The 20,071-nt window shown below is 60.2% G+C and carries 18 protein-coding genes; 4 read left to right on the top strand and 14 right to left on the bottom strand.

What is annotated here, in order from left to right; genetic code table 11:
- Nucleotides 1-6: 6 nt before the first annotated feature.
- The 10 genes from C1719_RS09715 to C1719_RS09670 form a co-directional block, all read right to left on the bottom strand.
- Nucleotides 7-975, bottom strand: coding sequence for a slipin family protein (locus tag C1719_RS09715; protein WP_102374917.1), 969 nt, complete (start codon nucleotides 973-975; stop codon nucleotides 7-9).
- Between the two features lie 52 nt (nucleotides 976-1,027).
- Entirely contained in the window at nucleotides 1,028-1,405 is a 378-nt protein-coding gene (locus C1719_RS09710; protein WP_102374916.1) for a GntR family transcriptional regulator, read from the bottom strand.
- A gap of 48 nt (nucleotides 1,406-1,453) precedes the next feature.
- On the bottom strand, nucleotides 1,454-2,335 hold the full coding sequence (nrfD, locus tag C1719_RS09705; RefSeq protein ID WP_180963555.1) for an NrfD/PsrC family molybdoenzyme membrane anchor subunit: 882 nt from the start codon (nucleotides 2,333-2,335) through the stop codon (nucleotides 1,454-1,456).
- A gap of 52 nt (nucleotides 2,336-2,387) precedes the next feature.
- Nucleotides 2,388-3,191 (bottom strand): 4Fe-4S dicluster domain-containing protein, encoded by an 804-nt coding sequence (locus tag C1719_RS09700; RefSeq protein ID WP_102374914.1) that lies wholly within the window; start codon nucleotides 3,189-3,191, stop codon nucleotides 2,388-2,390.
- 80 nt (nucleotides 3,192-3,271) lie between these two features.
- A complete protein-coding gene (locus C1719_RS09695) occupies nucleotides 3,272-3,928 on the bottom strand; it encodes a TorD/DmsD family molecular chaperone (RefSeq protein ID WP_180963554.1) in 657 nt (218 codons plus the stop codon).
- A gap of 106 nt (nucleotides 3,929-4,034) precedes the next feature.
- Complete coding sequence (locus C1719_RS09690; protein ID WP_102374912.1) at nucleotides 4,035-6,260, bottom strand: molybdopterin-containing oxidoreductase family protein; 2,226 nt, start codon at nucleotides 6,258-6,260, stop codon at nucleotides 4,035-4,037.
- A 1-nt stretch (nucleotide 6,261) separates the two neighbouring features.
- Entirely contained in the window at nucleotides 6,262-7,083 is an 822-nt protein-coding gene (locus C1719_RS09685) for a 4Fe-4S dicluster domain-containing protein (protein WP_180963553.1), read from the bottom strand.
- A 298-nt stretch (nucleotides 7,084-7,381) separates the two neighbouring features.
- Entirely contained in the window at nucleotides 7,382-7,804 is a 423-nt protein-coding gene (locus C1719_RS09680) for a PaaI family thioesterase (RefSeq protein WP_245874472.1), read from the bottom strand.
- Between the two features lie 13 nt (nucleotides 7,805-7,817).
- Nucleotides 7,818-8,975, bottom strand: a complete 1,158-nt coding sequence (locus tag C1719_RS09675; protein WP_146007884.1) for a hypothetical protein — start codon at nucleotides 8,973-8,975, stop codon at nucleotides 7,818-7,820.
- Nucleotides 8,976-9,115: 140 nt separating this feature from the next.
- Entirely contained in the window at nucleotides 9,116-9,763 is a 648-nt protein-coding gene (locus C1719_RS09670; RefSeq protein WP_102374909.1) for an NUDIX hydrolase, read from the bottom strand.
- 509 nt (nucleotides 9,764-10,272) lie between these two features.
- On the opposite strand from C1719_RS09670, the gene C1719_RS09665 reads away from it, so the two are divergent.
- Complete coding sequence (locus C1719_RS09665) at nucleotides 10,273-10,896, top strand: DUF2798 domain-containing protein (protein WP_146007883.1); 624 nt, start codon at nucleotides 10,273-10,275, stop codon at nucleotides 10,894-10,896.
- Between the two features lie 48 nt (nucleotides 10,897-10,944).
- On the opposite strand, the gene C1719_RS09660 is transcribed toward C1719_RS09665, so the two are convergent.
- The 3 genes from C1719_RS09660 to C1719_RS09650 all read right to left on the bottom strand — a co-directional run bounded on the left by C1719_RS09660 (nucleotide 10,945) and on the right by C1719_RS09650 (nucleotide 15,606).
- Nucleotides 10,945-12,111: a 4Fe-4S binding protein gene (locus C1719_RS09660; RefSeq protein WP_245874470.1), complete on the bottom strand. Its 1,167-nt coding sequence runs from the start codon at nucleotides 12,109-12,111 to the stop codon at nucleotides 10,945-10,947.
- Nucleotides 12,104-13,603 (bottom strand): glutamate--tRNA ligase, encoded by a 1,500-nt coding sequence (gene gltX, locus C1719_RS09655; protein WP_102374907.1) that lies wholly within the window; start codon nucleotides 13,601-13,603, stop codon nucleotides 12,104-12,106. Before gltX ends, C1719_RS09660 begins: the two co-directional genes overlap by 8 nt.
- Before the next feature lie 188 nt (nucleotides 13,604-13,791).
- Entirely contained in the window at nucleotides 13,792-15,606 is a 1,815-nt protein-coding gene (locus C1719_RS09650) for a flavocytochrome c (RefSeq protein ID WP_102374906.1), read from the bottom strand.
- A gap of 656 nt (nucleotides 15,607-16,262) precedes the next feature.
- Between C1719_RS09650 and C1719_RS09645 the strand changes: the two genes are divergently transcribed.
- Nucleotides 16,263-17,534 carry a response regulator transcription factor gene (locus C1719_RS09645; protein WP_245874468.1) on the top strand — a complete coding sequence of 424 codons (1,272 nt, stop codon included), beginning with the start codon at nucleotides 16,263-16,265 and terminating at the stop codon, nucleotides 17,532-17,534.
- Here the strand turns inward: C1719_RS09645 and C1719_RS09640 are convergent.
- On the bottom strand, nucleotides 17,531-18,304 hold the full coding sequence (locus tag C1719_RS09640) for a lipoprotein intramolecular transacylase Lit (protein ID WP_102374904.1): 774 nt from the start codon (nucleotides 18,302-18,304) through the stop codon (nucleotides 17,531-17,533). The two genes, C1719_RS09645 and C1719_RS09640, sit on opposite strands and share 4 nt — an antisense overlap.
- Before the next feature lie 72 nt (nucleotides 18,305-18,376).
- On the opposite strand from C1719_RS09640, the gene C1719_RS09635 reads away from it, so the two are divergent.
- Together C1719_RS09635 and C1719_RS09630 are read left to right on the top strand one after the other, a co-directional pair.
- Nucleotides 18,377-18,664, top strand: a complete 288-nt coding sequence (locus C1719_RS09635) for a hypothetical protein (protein ID WP_146007882.1) — start codon at nucleotides 18,377-18,379, stop codon at nucleotides 18,662-18,664.
- Nucleotides 18,661-20,013: a carboxylate--amine ligase gene (locus tag C1719_RS09630; RefSeq protein ID WP_102374902.1), complete on the top strand. Its 1,353-nt coding sequence runs from the start codon at nucleotides 18,661-18,663 to the stop codon at nucleotides 20,011-20,013. Before C1719_RS09635 ends, C1719_RS09630 begins: the two co-directional genes overlap by 4 nt.
- Nucleotides 20,014-20,071 lie beyond the last annotated feature (58 nt).

Raw genomic sequence — 20,071 nt, 5'->3', positions numbered from 1 at the left:
CGAGCGCTATTTCTTATCGCCGAGGTTTTTCAGGGCATCCTGAGCCGGCGAGCCGATGCCGTCGCTCAAGGATGAGGGTACGGTCACCACGGTGCCGCCTGATTTCTTGATGCTTTCGTAGAGAAGATGCATGGTTCGAATCTTGAGAGCGTTCTCGTTTCCTTCGTATACCTGGCTCGATGCCGAGATCATCTCCGATATGTCCTGCTCGGCACTTGCCAGGACGAGGCGCGCGTTCTTCTCCCGTTCCGCTTGCGCCTCAAGCGACATGACGTCTTGCAGCTCTTCGGGGATGACGATATCGCGAATCTTCACCGAGAGGATGGCGATGCCCCAGGGTTCGGTTTCCCGCTCGATCACTTCTTTGAGTTCTTTGTCGAGCTGGTCTCTGCTGAGGGCAACCTCGGCGACGCTTGCGCGGCCGATGGCATCGCGCATGGCGGTCTGCGCTATGTAGAGCACGGCTGCGCTGTAGTCCTCCACCTCCACGCATGCCTTTTCGGCATCCCAGACCATCCAGAAAAGCACGGCGTCGATATCGACGGGAACGAGGTCTGACGTGAGGGTTTTCTCGGCGCCGAACGTCGTTGCGATCGTTCTCATGTCGATGCGGCACGCCGCTTGCTCGATGACCGGAATCATGAAAATAAGCCCCGGCCCCGCAACGCGGTTGAACGCGCCGAAGCGGAAGATCACGATTCGCTCCCATTCCATGGCGATGTGGATCGTCATGGAGGCGGCAACGGCTACGATGAGCGCGATGACGAGAGTCCAAAGGGTGAGCGCGCCGAAGCCGAAATAGGATACTGCGACGATGAGCGCGAACACGATTGTCGCTTGGACGATCGCAAACAGCGTTGCCCCGCTGCGAGTTGCCTTCGCAGGTATGAATGCGTTCGGCGGTTCGGCGAGCGCCGTTTTGCGGTCCGAGGTTCGTTCGGTTGGTTGATCTGCAAGGTTTTTCGTACGGTTCATGGCTTCTTCCCTGGTTCGCACGTGGTTGGATGGTTTGCGGGCGGTTCGGGCGCTACTGCTCGAATCCCTCTAACGCTTTGCTGAATCGCTTCTTCACATCTTCGACCGTCATACCCAGCTCGAGGCATTGTCTGATGCCTTCGGCCAGGATGACGTCTCCCGAGATATCGATTCCGTCATCGTCGGCTGCGATCTTCTCGACAAAGGCTCCCCGTCCGCGTTTCGAGCTGATGTACCCGTCGTGTTCGAGGCTTGTGTACACCTTGTTGACGGTATGGTAGTTCACGTTGAGATCGGCGGCGAGCGCCCGTACCGTCGGAAGCCTGTCGCCGTTTTTGTAATGCCCCGAATCGATGAGGTACATGAGCCGATTGCGAAGCTGGATCCAGATAGGGATGCCGCTATGTTCGTCTAACTCGAAAAGCGCCACCCTGTACTCACTTTCATATCGGTTTCCGTAATCATCGTTCGGTCAACCTTATCCGTACGGCGCGTTGACCATGCAGTACCGCAAGAGATAGCCGCCAATGAGGACGAGGGGGATTGCCAAGGCGGGCAATGCGGTAGTGCCTATTCTAGTGGAAGCCGCTTCGAAAGCCAAAGGCAGAAGCGCGCCAATGCAGGCAAATCCTATCCAGAAGAGCCGGGCGGTATCGCCTGCAAGCAAGCGGTCGATTGCTTGCGCTTCCGTCTGTACGAGCAATCCGTATGCGATATAGGCGCCCAAGCTGACGATTTCGAGGATTATTACGGCGGCATCGGCTTTCGCAAACGCGGCAATCAGGACGTTTCTCCTATCCGGTTGTTCGAACAGCGCGCAGGACGCCATGCACATGATTCCGCATGAAAGCGACGAGAACGTGAAAAGAACGGGCAGAAACGGATTGTTCCAGAGGGGGATGAAGTCGATGTTCGCAAGGAATACCCCCGTATACGCCATCATGGAAAACCCCAGCGCCACAGCGATGACCTCGACGATGCGGATGATGGTCGGTGCAATGCGGGTCAAGTTGAACAGGGCTATCGAACTGAGAAAGACGGCGCAGAGGACGGCCGCCGCCAGTGCGTAGGATCCGAAGGTGAGGACGGAGACGGTAGGGTGGAGGATCACGTAAAAGAACCGCTCTGGATGACCGAGGTCGATCAGAAGACTGAAGGCTCCCACGATGAGAAGGAGGGATGCGATCGGAAGGCCCCGTGCAAAGAGCGGTCTCGCGAGGCAGGACGTCCAAGCGAGCCGATCGCGCCCGCTCGGACGTCCTGCCAGCCAGAACAGGATATCGGCACCTGCGAGAACGGCGAGCATGCCCGCCCCTGTGCCGCCAAGAAACAGATACCATACGATGGAGCTGTCGAACACGGTTACCAATCCCGCCTTTCCCTGTAATGATCGAGGTGCTTATCGGGGTTCTTTACCGACGATCCTCGGATTTTGGGTTTCGCTTTCCTTTCTTCCTGCTGTTCCGCGCCGAAACGCCGAGCCCCGCAACAGCCGCCGCCGTCGCTGCTCCTGCGATGCCTACGATGGCAAGGTTCCCCCGGACCTCCTGCGGCTTTTGGCCCTCCCGATCGGCTTTTGCCGATCGGTAGTAGGTTTCGGTTATGTGCTCTCGCACGTCGAGGTCCCGTGTGCCTCGACCGTAGTACACCGCCGAATCGGGCGAGCAGACGCATCGATGCTCTCTGATGTATGCGTTGACGGCGCTGTTCGGATCGTCGAGGTCGCCGAATACCCGGATGCCTGCAACGCAGTCGCTCACGCACGCTGGTTGAAGCCCTGCATCGATGCGGTCGGAGCAGAAGGTGCACTTGTCGGCTACGTTGACGGGCTGCATTCCCTCGGCCTCGTAGGGAGCGGGGTCTTTCGCACCGTAGTGCCATTCGTCCTGCGTGCCGATCGACCGGGCTCCGAACTCGCAGGCGGTAATGCATACGCCGCAGCCGATGCAGAGCTCGTGATCGATCGCCACGATGCCGTCTGTTCGCTTTGAACTCGCTCCCGTGGGGCATACTTTTACGCAGAGGGGCTCGTCGCAGTGGATGCACGCATGGGGAAAGAAGAAGAGATCTCCGTTAGGCCATCGACCCCGCTCTACGCGATCGATGCTGTTTCTTGACGAGCCGGGTCGAAGAGCGTTGTTGAGCTGGCACGATACCACGCATGTTTGGCAGCCTATGCATTGATCCATGTTGATGGCCATTCCGTATCTCGTCATGGCAGCCTCCTTGCGCCGCAATCGCTTCCGCCATCTTATCACATAGCAGGATGGCTGCCCCGATGCTCGTTGACCGTCGGTCAGTCGGCTATCTCGGCAAGATGCTTCCTGTCATCTTGAAGAAACTCAAGCAAGAAAGATCCGAGTCCTCGGTAGAAGTCGGTCTTCGCACCGACCTGCATGGCTTCGGCGAACATCGGCGTCCAGACGAGCAAATGGTCGTCGAGGAATTCACGCTGTTTGACGAGGAGCCGCCGCCCTTCCGCCTCGTTGCCGTCTGCGAGTGCGGTGCCTGCCCGCGAACAGAGCAGTTGCTCGAATTCGAGCTCGAGCGAAACGTGGTCTTCGGCGAGCTTCCACGAGGGGCTCTTGTCGAGCCCCTCGCTTCGGTAGGCTGCGAGCACGCGGTCTCGCGCATCGCCCATGATGGTCCGATCGGTTGAGGTGTACACGGATTCGAAGGGATAGGACGCGTTTTTTGTGCGCGCCGTCCTCACGATGAAGAGCCGTGCAAAATCGACTGCGAGCTCGGTAATGGCATCGGATCCGCTTGCATCGAGGTACGCCTGCATGAGGCGCGCGCCCTCGCATGGCGAGCCTGCTGGTGTTTCGCCGCCGAGGGGCAGGCTGCCCAGATTTTCGAGGAGATCTTCGTCGATCTCCCGATTGAAGAGCCGGGCAAGCAAGCCGTAGGTTGCGGCTCGTTCTTCGAGGGTTGCAATCAGTTCCGCGCTCATGATGTTCCTTTCTCGGACTGGATGGGCGTTGCGTCGTTCGATCGAATCCTTCGGGATCGTGCGGGTTGCGCGACCCCGAAGGTTCAGTCGCGTTGCGATCGGGCCGTTATGCCTTCTCGATCTCGCATAGGGCGTCCTTGAAGCTGGGGAAGCCTGAAATCGGATCGAATACCCGATCGATGAGGAGGCAGGAGTTCGCCTGCTCCCATCCATGGAGGATCTCTACGTTGCCGGGATGCATCATGTTGGTGATGGCGACTTTGAACCGCACTTCGCCGAACTGGTTGTAGATCCTGACCGCATCGCCCTCGGCCAGACCGCGTGCCTCGGCATCCTCGTGGCTCATGTTCACGATGGGTTCGGGCATGAATTGGTTGAGCCAGGGAGTGTGGCGATACTTGCTGTGAACGTACCAGGGAACGCGGTTTCCCGTCGTGAGGATCAGCGGGTATTGCTTGGTCAGGTCGGGCGTTGAAATGGGGCTGATGTGGGGCTCTTCGTAGATGGGAAGCCCGTCGAACCCGAATTTCTCAAGCATGCCCGACTTGAATTCGATCTTTCCCGATGGGGTGGCGAAGCCGTTTTGCTCATACTGCTTCGGAGCCCATTCACCAGATAGAGGCAGTTCGTATACGCCTGGCAGTGCGTTCTGGATATCATCGACGGTAGCTCCCGACCCCCCGGCATCGAGGTAGGCTTGCATGGCGGCTTTGAGATCGCCGTGGAAGCACTCCTCCTCGAAGCCGAGCGCACAGCCCAAATCGAGCAGGAACTGCCAGTCCTCGCGTGCCTCTCCTGCGGGTTCCATGGCGGCTTGGCTGCCGATGATGCCGTTCGGCTGGGCTTGGAAGGGGGCGATGCGCTCCCAGCAAACAGCCGCCGGGAGAACCATGTCCATGTAGTCGTGGGTCCACGGGTTGAGATGCATGTCGACTGCGACGGCGAAGTCGAGCGTCGATACGGCTTCTTGGATCAACTGGGTCTGCGGAAAGTTCATGAGGTTCGTTCCCAGGAACACGCCGGCGTGAATGATTCCGTCGTTGATGTATTCGAGCAGACCGTTGTTCTGGTAGTACGTCGACATAGCCGACCACACCGGCCAGCGATCGACTCCCGCCCGCTGGTCGAGCAAGGGGCCCGAAACGTCGGTGAGCCTGAATGCGGCATCGGCGGTTCCCGTGACGCCCGGGGTGACTTTGCGGCAACCTTCGCGATCCCAGTAGCCCATGAGTGCCAAGAGCAATGTGATGGCGCGTGTGCTCTGAACGCCGTTGGAGTGATGCGTTGTCGAATGAGGGCTGACCCACATGGTGCCTTGGCCTGCTTCGGCCCACATGTGCGCGGCTTCGCGTATCTGGTCGGCGGGCACCCAGGTGATCTCCTCCGCTTTCTCTGGCGTGAACTCCTTTACGTAATCTCGATACTCGTCGAATCCTTCGGTCCAATTCTCAACGAAATCGTGATCGTACAGATCTTCTTCTATGATCACGTTTGCCATGGCAAGTGCAAGCGCTCCATCTGAACCGGGGCGCGGCTGCATGTAGATATCGGCAAGCTGCACGGCGGTCGGTGTCATGCGCGTGTCGATGACGATGTATTTGCACCCCGCCTTCTTCGCGTCGAGCATGCCCTTGTAGGCGGTCGGCTGCGGATACAGCGACCAGGCGATGTTGGAACCCCATTGGAGATGCACATTCGTTTCCGCGCTCGGCATCGTGGTCACGGTTGTGCCGTAGCACAGAATCCCCGACATTGCGAGCGCGAATGCGCATTGGGCGCCGCCCCATGAAACGTTCGGCGTGCCGAACAGGGCTGCCACGCGCTGAAACAGGGGTAGGTGCTCTTTCGGATCGCCCGAGTGAAAGGTGACCGAGGGTGCGCCGTACGTCTCTTTCGCCTTGTTGAATTCGGCGGCTATGGTTTCAAGCGCCTCGTCCCAGCTTATGCGCTCCCACTGAGGATCTTCGCCGATGCCCTTGTTCGGGTTGGTGCGTTTGAGAGGGTAGAGCAACCGGTTCGGATCGTAGAGGTATTGCAGGCTCGTAAGCCCCTTGAGGCAGGGTTTTGGCTTGGAGTGCTGATCGTTCCCTTCGACGCGGACGAGCTTGCCGTCTTTGACGGTGCCTTTCAGCCCGCAGAACACCGATTGGTTGCACATCGGGCATGAAGTGTAGCAGTGCGTTTCGCCGCCGTCATCGGCCGCATGCGCCGTTTTCGGGTTTGCCGTCTCGAGCCCCCCTGCTGTGATGGCCGCGGCTCCAAGCGCCGCCGCTCCGATGAAAGAGCGTCGGGAAATCGTGCCGAAAACGCGAGAGTTTCTTTGGGCGACCATGCTAGTCACCGTCCTTTCCTTCGACGCCCGCAAGGGCTTTCTTCTTTCCGCGGCTGTTACCCGCTGCAAACCCGATCCCCGCAGCTGCGGCCGCTACGGCGACGCCGGCGGCGCCGATGACGGCCATGTTGGCTCCTTGCTGTTCGCCCTGCGGCGTTGCGACGGGTTCGTCGAGCAAGAGCGAGGGCACGTCGGAAGCGGTGGTCATAAGCGTTTCGCGAAGGCTGATATTATGATCCCCCTTGACATAATACACCGATGTGCCGCGGAGCTCTTCGGCTCCTGACGATTCGATGTAGGCACTGACATCGCTGTTCGGATCATCGATATCGCCGAAGATCCGTGCGGCGTTCGGGCATGCGTCGACGCAGTGCGGCATAAGTCCGTTCTCGACGCGATCGGCGCAGAAGATGCATTTCTCGGCGACATCCGAATGCGGCGTGCCGTACGATTCGTACGGAGCAGGCGCATCGGCATCGAAGTACCAGGCATCGCGGAAGCTTATGGTGCGCGCGTCGTAAGGGCAGACCATCAGGCAGGCTCCGCACGCGAGACACGCGTCGTAGTCGATGGTCACGATGCCGTTTTCCCGCTGCACGCTCGCTCCGGTCGGGCAGACGTGTACGCACGGCGCGTTTTCGCAATGCATGCACGCGTGGGGAAGGGCGAAGCGATCCGCTTCGGGCCATGTTCCCAACTCGATCGTATCGACCGAGCTCCAGGCAACGCCGGGCCTCTGGTTGTTGTTCATCTGGCAGGTGATTACGCAGGTCTGGCACCCAGAGCACCGCGTCATGTCGATTACCATGCCGTATCGCGACATAGAATCCCCCTTTCGTTGAGCTGCGAAGCTCCACTTATCACAGTATGCGCTGTCCCGATAAAGCGGGATGGCCGAGACGGCGCGAGAACATTGCGGCTTCGATTCGAACATCCCTTTCTCTCTCCCCCGCAAATATTCTATATTTATATTATTATAGAACTATAGAATAATCAAGACAGAATGCCGAATGATTACCGGGTAGCGGAATTTAAAAAAGCGCGGACCCCGATCGGTAGTCGGGATCCGCGCTTTTCCGTTTGCCGGTATGCTTGAGAAGCGATTGTCGAAAAGAGCGTTGTCAGCGGTAGCAGGTGGCCGTCATCTTTGCGATGCATCTGCCGAGGTCGTCTTCCACAGTAACGGTGTAGAATCCTAAAGAGCGCCCCGATTTGTCCGCCTCGCAGGTTGCGATGAGCCTGCTTCCTTTCACCGTCGATATGAACTCGATCGAGTTGCTTACCGAGACCGTGGGGGATTCGCCGACGTTCGATGCGACGGCGAGGGCGAAATCGGCGAGCGTGAAAATGGCACCGCCCATAACGCCGCCCATGGCGTTGCGGTGGATGGGTTCGAGAGGGCATTCGCAGACGGCATGGCCTTTACGCGCTTCGATTATCTCGGCTCTGCACGCCTGGGTTGCGAATCGGTCGTCGGCGAAGAAAGCGCGAACTTCCTCGATCGGCGCCCCGTCGCATACCATAGGAGCTGAAGGCTCTGGCATGTTCGCCTCCATCCTAAGACGCATCGACGGGCGTGAGCGTGACCCCGTACGCTTCGATCCACTGCCCATCGGCGACGGTGATGGTGTGGCTTCCGCCCTTCGCCGCATAGTATCGGTCGGTGATGCTGTCGTCGTCCCATTCGAGGTCTTTCATGAGGAAGGCGGCGGCTTCCATGGACGCATTTACGGCCGAAGCGTCTTCGTACTTCACGGTATAGGTACCTGCCGGAATGTCGGTACCGACCAGGTACAGCCCGCTTCCGTACGGCGCGGCGGGGGAGAACTCGGCATCGGCGACCGCCATCATGCGTTGATCCGACACGGGAGAGAAAACGATGATATCCCCCTTTTCGAGATCGGCGTAGTAGTTGCCGAAATAGACCACCGATTCGGTGAGGTCGTATTCCTTGCTCGAAGAATCAGCGGCTTCGTATACGATGTATTGGGATTCGACGGTTGGGTCGCCTTCCATGAAATAGCGCCCCGGTTCGATGTCGACGCCGACTTCGTAGATGCCGTTCGAGATCATTCCGCCTTCGATCGTGTTGTCGTAGCTGTCTTTGCTGGCCATGATGTCGGAATAGCTGTACGTGAAGAGCGACGAGTAGTCGTCGCTATCGAAGTCGAAATCGTAACCATCGTCGTAGCCGTAGTTGTAGTCGTAGTCGTAGCCGTAGTCGTACGGATCGTAATAGCTGCTCGATCGGTTGGAATCGGCCATAACCGCCGTGCAGGCGACGCATCCGACGCATCCGCCCAACCCGAGCAATCCTATGAGGATGCAACCGACCAAGACCCAAGGCCACACTTTTTTCTTCGGCGGCTCCTGTCCCTGCATGCCATAGGGCGGATAGGGGGGCTGTTGAGGCGGCTGGTATCCCGTAGCGCCGTACGGGGGCTGTTGAGGCGGCTGATAGGGCTGCCCGTAAGGTTGCTGGTTGTAGTAAGGCTGCTGCTGATAGGGCTGCCCGTAAGGGCTGGACGGCGCGCCGTACTGAGACGTCGGCGGTTGGGGGATCTGCTGAGTATAGCCCTGTGGCATGGCCTGCCCTTGCGGAGCTGGCTGCTGGTGTACGGCCTGGTCCGATTGGGGCATTGGCTGGCCGTTCGGATCCATCGGTTCGTTGCTGTCGGGCGACGGGCTTGCGCCGTCGGGGTTCTGCTCGCTCATCGTATCTCCTTGCGCGATCGCGTACTCGGTTCGATTGACGTGATTGCCCCGAATGATATCACAGGACATCGCTGGGCCTTCTCTTCGCCGTCCCGTCGGCGGCCATAAAGCGCACAGTGCCCACAGGTATTAAGGGAACCTTAACCTGTGCTCAGGTCGATCGAAGGCAGCTTGTCTATGAGCTTGCGGTAAATGCGCTCGGCGATCCAGGGTTCGGTCGATATGCCGACAACCTCGTCAAGCGCCACCCATTTGACTCCGCTGTTTTCGTCGGGTTTGATGCGAAGCGGTTCGCTGGGCGAGGCGATGGCGAGGTAGGTTACGTTAAGGTGCAGATGCGAACCGACGTATTCGCCGCGTTTGACGTGCCCGTCAACCGTCAGCACTTCGAGCGAATAGATGCCGCACGGGGCGAGCCGCGCATCGGATATGCCCGTTTCCTCTTCAAGCTCGCGCAGCGCGACTGCGGCGAGATCGCATTGCCCGTCGGCGTGCCCGCCGATCCACGACCATGAGTCGTAGATGTTGTGGTACACCATGAGGGTTTTGGTTTTTGCGGGATCGACCGTCCAGATCGAGCACGCCATATGTGCGAGCGCCGAGCGGTCGAAGCAGTCGGGCTGGGTTTTGAGACAGTTGAGGATTACCTGTTTGTCGGCCGCTTCCTGCTCGTTGACGGGCTGGTAGGCGAGCACGTTGCGAAACAGGGTTTCCCGCTGGGAAGGGATGTCCTCAAAGGCCGTCCGGGGCGGGGTGTTGCCGGGAGGGGGCGAGTCCCGATGCTCCATCGTTCTCCTTCGAAGTCGGTACGTGCGGGGTCTTGCGAACGAGGCGCGCGATGCGCGCGAATCGGTGCGCGTGGGCAAGAGTATACGCTATGATGCGCATGTGAGGATATTCTATCGAGGCGGTTCCGTCGGATTCTGTGCGACGATGCGGGAGTATACTCGTATGATGATCAGGTAAGCACCTGATCATCGGTAGGTTATTCTTGGGTATTCCTGTTCGGGCGGCGTCCGAATCGCTTTACTCGCTCAGATGCGAGGTTCTGAAAGCCCAAAGCCAAAACAACTGCTTATCGAAGCTGCGTGCTTTGCATGCTTGCGAGCGGGCGGCATATGCGCTTTTTTGCCAGGCGTGCGACTTCGGTTTTCTTTCGCATGTTTGCGTGCGGCTGCGCTTTCAGCGGTTTCGGCCGAGCCGGTTCGCCGTGCGCAGCCGGCCTTTGCGGTTGCTTTGGCGTCGAAACCGATATCCGCCGAAAACCAAACGAGAGAAAGAAGGGTCAACGAACAACATGAAGCATACGCAGCAGATACGTTATAGAGATTGCATTACCGGGAAGGCGGGCGCCCCGCGCGACAAGGCGGGCAAGACCGTGTTTCAGATCATGATGGTGTTTTTCATGGTTGCCGTTATGGTCACGTTCAACTGGAATCTTCATACCGACGACCATTCGCCGTTGCATTTCGCGCTTTCCCTGTACGAGTACCCCGTCATGTTCGCCATTGCGTTGACCGTGCGGCTGCTGATCGCAAATCCGATCGTCGGGCGCTTTGCCGACAACGTGCTTGCGAAGCGTCTCGACGGCGTTGTCCGATCTGTTGCGATTACGCTTGCCAACGTATTGTTCATGGCCTCGATCATGGGCGTTTTCGGATTGGCCGTTACGGGAGGCGGCTTCGAAAACATCACATGGGAGGCGTATTCGTCGCTGTTCCCGGCGACGTGGATCGCGGCGTTCTGCTTCAACTTCTTCGTTGTCGGCCCGCTTGTGAAGATGCTCTACTACGGGTTCGTCGCCCCTGCGGTGGCCGCGTATGAAAACGAGTCCGAGAAGAAGCGCGTGTCGGCGGCGATGCGCGCGCTTGCGGGCAAGGGAGCGCTTGCGGCGAGAGGGGAGCGGGGCGAAAACGCCTAGCTGAAACCGACTGTCCGGATGCGCATCCGGACAGTCGGTTTATTTGTTTCAGGATTCTTCGTCCCGACTGCCTGCGGCGGGCAGGAGGGCTTCGGCCGTCGTCTCAACCATGTCGATTGCACCTTCGGGACATGCTTCGATGCAGATTCCGCATCCGATGCAGTAACGCGCGTCCATCGAGAGAACGCCGGTTTCGGGATCGGGGAACCGCGCACCGGTCGGGCAGGCTTTCGTGCATTCGAGCACGTTGGCGCAGAGGCTGCAGTCGGTTTCGGAAAGGTACACGGGGATGCGTTTCGCGATTTCCGGCTTGCGATCGATGGCTTCGAGCAGCAGCTGCCTTTTGGGGGTCATGGTCTTTTTCGTCATGCCCATGGGCACGAAGTTGTTGAAGACGTCGTCTTCGGCGAGGTTCAGCTTCGCGATGGCCCGTGCCCGTTCGCGCCGCTCGTAGAACTGCTGGAGCACTTCTGAGTTGCGCAGCCGGCGTTTTCCCGAAGCGATATCGCCTACGTCGCCCACCAGATTGGTAAAGGCGGCGCGGCGGTCGACCCCGGTGGGGTTTGCGAGGTTTTTCAGGAGCTGTTCCTTTTCGGGGATCTCGGTGGCGAACAGCACCTTTTCGCCCGTCCAGGATTCCGCCGATTCGATCGCGTGCGAGTAGAGCATCTCGGCCATCTCCCCGGCGCGCTCGCAATCGGCGCAGTAGCTCAGATCGCAGGCGACTTTCACTCGGATGTTCTCTGCGAGCACGAGCGTCCAAATTTCAGGGGAGAGGCACGCCAGGCATGGCAGTACGACCACGTTGGCCGCGGGATCGAGCCCCGGGAAGATGTTTTCCTTGCAGGTGAGGTAGACATCCTCTCCGCGAAGCGCAATGCGGCGGATGCGGGCATGCAGATCGATCATGGTGATGCGGGTTGAGGAAAGGGCGTCGCAGATGCCGAAGCAAATGCCGCATCGCGTGCAGAGTTCCTGATCGACAACCGGCAGATCGTCGTCGGAAAACGAGATGGCGCTTTTGGGGCAGGCGACTTCGCAGCGGTTGCAGGAAGCCCCTTTGTGGCGCACGCAGTAGTCACGCACGACGATCACCTTGGCGGGCGCCTTGTGGGGCTCCTCGCCCGAAGCCTCGCGTTCTTCTTCGCGGGCCATCGCCTCGTCGAACGTCTCTTCTGCAAGATTTTCGAGACCCTCGTCGCGTTCGTTAGCCACCGAACACCTCCGCAATAGTCTTGTCGATGCGCGCGAGCACGTCTTCGCGGGGAAGCAGCTCGATGCTTTCGAACAGCGGCGGCGAAACCATGTTGCCGCATACGGCCACGCGCAACGGCTGGAAGACGAGCTTGGCTTTCATATCGAGCGTTTCGGTGAGGGTGCGGCACGCTTCCTGCAGAGGCTCGCATTCCCACGCAACGCCCTCGTCGGCGAGGATAGCGCGGCATCCGCGCAGCGCTTCGTCGGCGCGGGCGCCCTCTTTCGCAAGCACCTTCGCCACGCTCTTCTCGTCGAGCTCTACATCGGCGCCCCAGAACATGTAGGCGAGTTTGTCTGCCGTTTCGTCGAGGCGCACGAGGCGTTCGGCGACGAGCGGATAGAGGGCGAGGTACCAATCGGGTCGCGCGGCGATGTCCTCGGCTGTGGCTCCCGCTTTGAACAGCCAGGGAAGCGAGGCCTGCACCCACTGGCCGGGGGTCATCTCGCGGATGTAGACGCCGTTCATCCAATCGAGCTTCGTTTCGTCGAACACCGCGTCCTTCTTGGTTACACGGTCGAGCGAGAACTTGGATGTGAGCACGTCGCGCTCGATGATGGTGGTTTCGCCGTCGAGGGACCAGCCCAAAAGCGCGAGGAAGTTCACGAGCGCATCGGGCAGGTAGCCACGTTCGCAGTATTCTTCCACCGAGGTGGCCCCGTGGCGCTTGGAGAGCTTCTTGCCGTCGGGTCCGAGGATCATGGACAGGTGTGCGAAAGTGGGCACGGGAAACCCGAGCGCCTCGTAGATAAGTATCTGGCGCGGGGTGTTCGAGAGGTGGTCGTCGCCGCGGATAACATGGCTGATCTGCATGTTTGCGTCATCGCAGACCACGGCGAAGTTGTAGGTGGGGGTGCCGTCGGTGCGCACGAGGATCATGTCGTCCATGACGTCGGCAGGAAAGCTCAGGGAGCCGTAAACCGCATCCTCGAATTCGATGGGGCCGTGATCGTCGGGAACCTTCAGGCGCCAGACGTGCGGCTCTCCGGCGGCGATGCGCGCAGCGGCAGCCTCGGGATCGAGCGCGCGGCAGGTGCGATCGTATCCGGCGTAGCCGCCCTCCTCCTTCTCGGCCGCCTCGCGCTTGGCGTCGAGCTCCTCTTTGGTGCAGAAGCAGGGATAGGCGAACCCGCGCTCCTTCAGGGTTTCGAGCGCCTCGGCATACGTGTCGGTGCGCTGCATTTGGAAATACGGGCCGAACGCGCCTCCGATTTCGGGGCCTTCGTCCCAATCGAGTCCGAGCCATTTCATAGCGCGAAGTATGATCTGGGTGTTCTCTTCGGTCGAGCGCTCGGGATCGGTGTCTTCGATGCGGAGGATGAACGTGCCGCCCATCGCGCGCGCGAACGCCCAGTTGTAGATTGCCGTACGCGCGCCGCCGATGTGGAGCATGCCGGTCGGGGAGGGTGCGAATCTTACGCGCACGGGTCGGTTCGATGAAGTGTCAGCCATCAGGGGTCATATCCTTTTCTGTGATCTCGAAAACGAACTCGTCTCAGCTTCGCCTATTCTACTGCAAGAACCGCAAGCGCACTACGCCGATAGTCTGTTGTTCGAATGAAGGATCGAGTGCGGGCGGCATAAGAAAAGCGCCGGATTCGGGGGAATCCGGCGCCGGGATGCTCTTGGCCGTGCAGCTTCTACGATGCGAACTCCGCTGCGTTTGCGCCGGCAATGCGGCCGAACGTGTAGATGTCGGCCATAGAGGTCGATCCGAGGCGGTTCGTGCCCATCTTATGGCCGGCGACCTCGCCTGCCGCGTAGAGTCCGGGAATCGGATTGCCCGACTCGTCGAGCACTTCGGCGTCGACGTTGATGTGGAGGCCGCCCATGGTGTAATGGACGGCGGGCTTGCACGTGAATATGTAGTAAGGACCCTCTTCGATCGGCACGAGGTCGGCGCGGAAATTGAAATCTTCGTCTTTGCCCTGCTTGCAGAATTCGTTCCAGCGCTCGATCGTCTTCTTGAGTTCCGCGGCGTCGATGCCGAACGGTTCGCATGCTTCCTCGATGGTATCTGCGGTGGCGATGAGGTTTCGGGCCGTCAGGTTCTCGTATTCGTGGATGTGCGTTTGCACGACGCCGGTTTCATCGGCGGCTTCCTGGGTGAAGAGCTCGTAGGCGACGCCGCCCGTTTGCGCGACGATGGCCTTGGATATGACGTCGCGACGGTCGAGTTCTTCGACGAAGCGGTCGCCTTCCTTGTTGAACATGATCGTGCGGCCCTCGAGGCGAAGGTCGTCGATGTAGATGAGCGCTCCCGTTTCGACGTCGCAGACGGGGTATGTTTGGATGTATTCCATGTCGATGAGCTCGGCACCGATGGCCGAAGCCATGTCGAGTCCTTCCCCCATAGCCCCTACGCAGTCGGTCGAGCCGATTTCCTTGCCCATATCGGCGTTGTATTGGGTGCGCTTCTCCACGTTGGATCCGAAGCCTCCCGTTGCGAGGACGACCGCTTTCGCCTTGAACTCGTAAGGCTCGCCCGAAACGGTGCTTTCCGCCTTGACGCCGGTCACCGCTCCGCTCGCGTCGGTTACGAGCTCGGTCGCCTTCATGTAGTCGACGAGCGTGATGTTGTCGAGCTTCTTGCACCGCTCGGTCAGAGCCGTCGTCATTGCGTTTCCGATATGCCCTTTGGGGATGATGCTCCTGCGCACGGAATGGCCTCCGAAGAACAGAAGGTTGTTCTCCCAGGAAACCCCGCCTTCGTAGGTGAGCCACTGCGTTGCGTCGAGCACGCCATGGGCGATGACGTTGACGAGATCGGGATCACCTATGTAGTCGCCGCCTTTGAGCATGTCTTCGGCCAAAAGCTCGGGGCTGTCCTCGATGCCTTCGTGGTTTTGGATCCAGTGGCCGGGTGCCGCCATCTCGCCGCCCGAAAGCGCTGTCGATCCGCCTCGGACGCCGAGCTTCTCGAGGAAGATGACTTTCTTGTCGAGGCGCGCCGCCGTGATGGCCGCCGCGAATCCCGCACCGCCCGATCCGACGACCACGATATCGGCCTCTGTCGGCATGTCCGCATCGATCGAAGGTGCCGCGTGCCCGTTTTTCTTGAAGTCGCTCGCTTTCGCCCCCGAGGCTTCGATGGCGCTTTCTACCGCCTGCATGAACGCCATGCTCGTCAGCGACGCGCCCGACACGGCATCGACGTCGAGCGTCTGGTTCTCCACGATGAGGTTGGAAAGCGTTTCCATGGCGACGTCGCCGATACCGAGGGTCTCGTTCGAGGACAGCACGGTGATGCGTTCGATGGCACCGTCCTTCATAACGACCTCTATGTCGAAGTTGCCGTGCTTTCCCATGCCGCTGCCGACGTAGGCGCCGTTGGCCGACGAGGCCGATTGCGGTGAACCTGTCGGCGAAGGGGAGCAGCCCGCCAATGCGAGGCCGCCGCATGCTGCCGCTACCGCCGAACCCGTGAGAAAAGAACGCCGTGACAATGCTTTCATAGGTATCCTCCTTATCTGGCTCGCCCGACCGAGGATTCTTTCGCTCGGTGCAGGCGGGCTATCTTTGTGGCCGCATCTTCGCGAGACGCTTCCCTGGCCTTGTGCGAGCCAACCGTATTCCGCAGAAGCAAGAGCGTCCATTGGCCTTGGGGGTTAAATGCATAACCCCCCGCGTAACCCCTTGCTTGTGGGAAGCGGTTCGCTATGATTGAGGCTCAGGGAGGCGTAAAACGGATGGTTGCGCGGCTGGGGCCGGGCGGGGTTTAGCCAACGAGGGGAGTCGAAGGTGATGCATACCGACACAGAGCCGGAGAGGGCCGATGTCCAACGCGGGGAAGCGCCGGGCGGACGGGGCGGTCTTTTCGCGCGTTGGCGCAACGTATTCGGGATCATCGGGTCGATCCCGTTTGCTTTCCTCGGCGTCGGGATCTACCGTGCGTGGCTCGCGACTTTTTTCAGGTACGAGGCGTTTCCCACGATAGGGTTCGCCGATTACGCCGTGTTCGAAGGGGCGATCGCCGTCGTCTCGTTCGCCCTTGCGTTCAGCGCCCGCCGCATCGNGCCGCCAGTGTTTTGCGGGGTACGAGGCTTTCCCCACGAGGGGGTTCGCCGATTCCCGCGGGTTAGAGGGGGGGCTCGCGGCCGTCTGGTTCGCCTTGGCGTCCCGCGCCCGCCGCATCGTTCCGCTGTGGTCCAACCGGACGGCTTCTGCGGCAACGGCGGTTTCGCTTGTTGGCGGATCGGCCCTCATCGTGCTCGATTGCTTCGTGCTGTCGACTGGCGCGGTCAAGCTCGTCGGCCTGGCGTTTGCGGGCGGCGGACTCGGCTCGCTCATACTCATGTGGGCGGAGTTCTACGGATCGCTCAATCCCATGCGCGTCGCTCTCTACCACGCGCTCGCCATCATGGTGGGGTGCGTCATCAAATGGGTTTTCATGGGGATGTCGGCGCCTTACCTTGCCTTTTTCGCCATCGTGCTGCCGCTCGTTTCGCTTGTCCAGGTGCGCTTGAGCATGAAGCGGCTGCCCGAGAGGGATCTGCCCCGCAAATACGACAAGGCCGAGGGAGGCGCCGCGTTTCCCTGGAAGCCGGTTCTGCTCATGTCGGCGTGTACATTCGCTTGCGGCTTCGGCGCCCTTCCCATGCAGCCGCTGGGCTTCGGAAACACGATAGGGGTCTTGCTTGTGACTTCCCTTGTGCTGTTCGGCGTTCTGTCGGAATCGAGGTGGTTCAACTTCGATACGATCTACCAGCTTGCCTTCCCGCTGTCGATCATCGCGTTTCTGTTCGTCGCCCCTTCGGTGAGCGCGAACGCCGTGGTGATGACCGCCTGCTACGATGCGGGCTACACGATGCTTTCGATGTTCATGATGCTCGTGCTGAGCAACATCACGTACCGCTTCGGCATCAGCGCGGTTTGGATAAACGGCATCGAGCGGGGCATTCGTTACCTTGTCGAAATCGCCGGCTGGGCGCTGTCGGCGACGCTGCCCCTGGTGGCTTCTTCCTCGGTGATCTCGGGAATCTACACGGCTATAGCGCTTGTGATGATCGTGGTGTTCGTAGTCGTGCTCTTCACGGAAAGGGGACTGTCGGCCAAATGGGGTGTCAGCTTGCACGACGGGGGAGGCATCGACGGCGCCATGTCGTCGAGCCGGCTTGCCATGCGCGTCTCAGACGTTTCGGCGAAACACGATCTGACCCCGCGCGAGGAAGAGGTGCTGCAGCTGCTCGCGCGCCGCGAATCGCCTTCGCAGATCGAGAAGAACCTCTACGTTGCCCATGGAACCCTCAAGGCGCACATCAGCCACATATACCGCAAGCTCGGCATTCACAGCCGCGAAGAGCTGTTCGAACTGCTCGAGGGGGAGGATTCTCGCCGACGCGAGCGCGATGGCGATTCGCCTGCAATCGGCTCGAACGGCTAGCTGCGGCTCTTCTTGCCCTTGATCGCGATGCCCGCCGCTATGGCAAGCGCGCTGGCGAGCAGCGTGGCTGCGAGCCAGACCGCCCCCATGCCGATCCAGAAATCGGGCGGGTACATGCAGATGAGCAGAGAATCGGCGGAAAACGTCCAGGTGCCGTTTGCGAAGAAGAGCGAATGGAACGCTGCGAAGAACCCGTTGAAGTCGATGACGACCCAGGCGGCCAAAAGCGCGAAGGCGACGATGACGACGAGCGGCGCGGCGATGAGCGTCATGCCGACGCGGCGCCTGCCGCCTGCGAAACCGAGGGCGATCAGGCTTGCGAGTGCGATGATCGCGCAGGCTGCGAGCGCGGGTGCGGCAGTCGATATCACGGCGTATACGTCGTCGAGATGGGAAAGCGCGTCTTCGGTGAGCGTGTAGCGCTCGTTCGCGTTCGCAAGCGCGATGGCGGGATCGTCCGAATCGGCGAGCACCTCGGGCGCTTCGGCGCTTGCGGCGGCCATGATCTGCTCGAGCACGTCGGCGCGCGGGATGCCGTCGACCGTGTAGTCGCGTGTGGCAACGGCCAGATCGATCAGGGTTCCCTTCGAGTACGGGGAAGCGTAGTCGGCGCTCGTCGCCTGCGAGAGCACTGCGGTCGTCGGCCGGGCGCAGCATGCCGCAAGACCCGCTGCGACAAGCGCGATGGCAAGCGCGACCGCTGCGATGACGGAGAGCGCAACGGCGAGGGCGCCGCCTTTGCGGGCGGCCTCGTTGGTTGAACCTGGCATGATGGGCGGCTCCTTTCCGGAGGTCGTCGTGCGCGCCGCGTGCGGCATCGCTTGCGTATGAACGTGCGTTCGATGGCGCAGGCGCTTATCTGGTCGGGCAGCGCTTCGGGTGCCATTGTACCCCTGGAAGAGAGACGATTCGGCACGAACCGGCGCTTCCACCAATCCGTCATCGGCGACGAGCCGCCGAAGAGCGTCGCTCGTTTCGGCTCTATACTGCTCGATGACGAAACGGTTCTCGGTTCCCGCGAATTTCTCGTGTTGATTATGATGGGGACGTGCGCATGGTTTCGTGATGCGATGACAATGCAGGAAGCAGAATTGGAATCGGTATTGTTGAGGGAGCGAGATACGTTATGAGACAGAACCGTCGCGAGTACATCGAGATACTGGAAAGCCTGGATGGGGATGTTCCCGGCAGAAAGGCTGCACTCGACTACGTGGAGGATTCCGATATCTGGGCGCATGGCGCTCCCGTTCCCTTCTCGTACGTTCCCAACCTTGTGGGGGCCGATGACGTATCGTTTCTCCGTTCGGTGTGCAAGACGACGCATGCGATCCTGACCAAGGTGATACATCGGTTTCTCGACGATCCGGCGTATCGCAAGCTGTTTCATTTTCCCGCCGAGGTCGAACGGCTCATCCTGCTTCCGTGCTGCTACGACGAGCTGCTTCCCCTTGCGCGGTTCGATCTGTTCCTCGACGAGGAAACGCGTGCTTTCAAGTTCTGCGAGTTCAATACAGACGGGAGCGGCGCGATGTCGCGCGATCTCGAGATAGGTCGTGCCCTGCAGCTTGGCGCAACCTATCGGGAGTTCGCCGAGCGCTATGCGGTCGGGCGGTTCGAGCTGTTCGATTCGTGGGTGGAGGCGTTCATGGCCGATTATCGCGCATGCCCGAATGCGAAGGAGCGGCCGACCGTCGCGGTGACGGATTTCCGCGAAAGCGGCGTGTTCAGCGATTTCAACCGTTTCATCGAGGCGTTCGAGCGGGCGGGCTACCCTGCGCGTTTCGTCGATGTCCGGGCGTTCGAATTCGACGGGGAGCATCTTGTCGATCCGGCCGACGGAACCGTCGTCGATGCGGTGTACCGCCGAGCCGTGACGAGCGAGATGATTCGGCATTCCGGCGAATGCGAGGCTCTCATCGATGCCGTAGCAGCGCAGAAGGTGTGCCTCATCGGGCATTTTCGAACGACGGTCGTTCATTCCAAGGTTGTTTCGGTGGTCTTGTTCGACGAGGAGACAAGGTCGTTTCTCACCGAAGAGGAGTGCGCGTTCATCGACGAGCACGTGCCTCGAACCTATCGTCTGAGGCGCGATTCGGATCTCGACATCGAAGCGGTCAAGGCCGATAAGGATGCGTGGATCATCAAGCCCGAAGACGATTACGGCGCCCATGGCGTATATCCCGGCGTCGAATTCGCCGAGGGGGACTGGGCCGAGATCGTCGAAAATAACATCGACGCCGGATACGTTGCCCAGGAATACTACCCGCCCCATAAGGTGGATCTCGTGGTTCCCGAGCTGCCCGAAGATGGAGACCGCTGCAAGGTAGAGGCATGGGAATCGATGCCCGGTCTGTACGTCTACAACGGCGAGCTTGAGGGAATGTACTGCCGATACGGAAAAAGAGGGATCATTGCGCTCGATCACGGCGGCCTGTGCGCTCCGACGTTCAAGGTCGATCGCGAAGAGCCGATAGCCTAATCGGCTCTTCCGAGCCTTGCGCCGCATACCCTTTTGCGATACCATCGTTGGGCTTGCG

Source organism: Raoultibacter massiliensis (genome assembly GCF_900199545.1).
Taxonomy (GTDB): domain Bacteria; phylum Actinomycetota; class Coriobacteriia; order Coriobacteriales; family Eggerthellaceae; genus Raoultibacter; species Raoultibacter massiliensis.
Note: the sequence above shows the minus strand (reverse complement) of the source record. Positions and strands in the feature narration are given on the sequence as shown.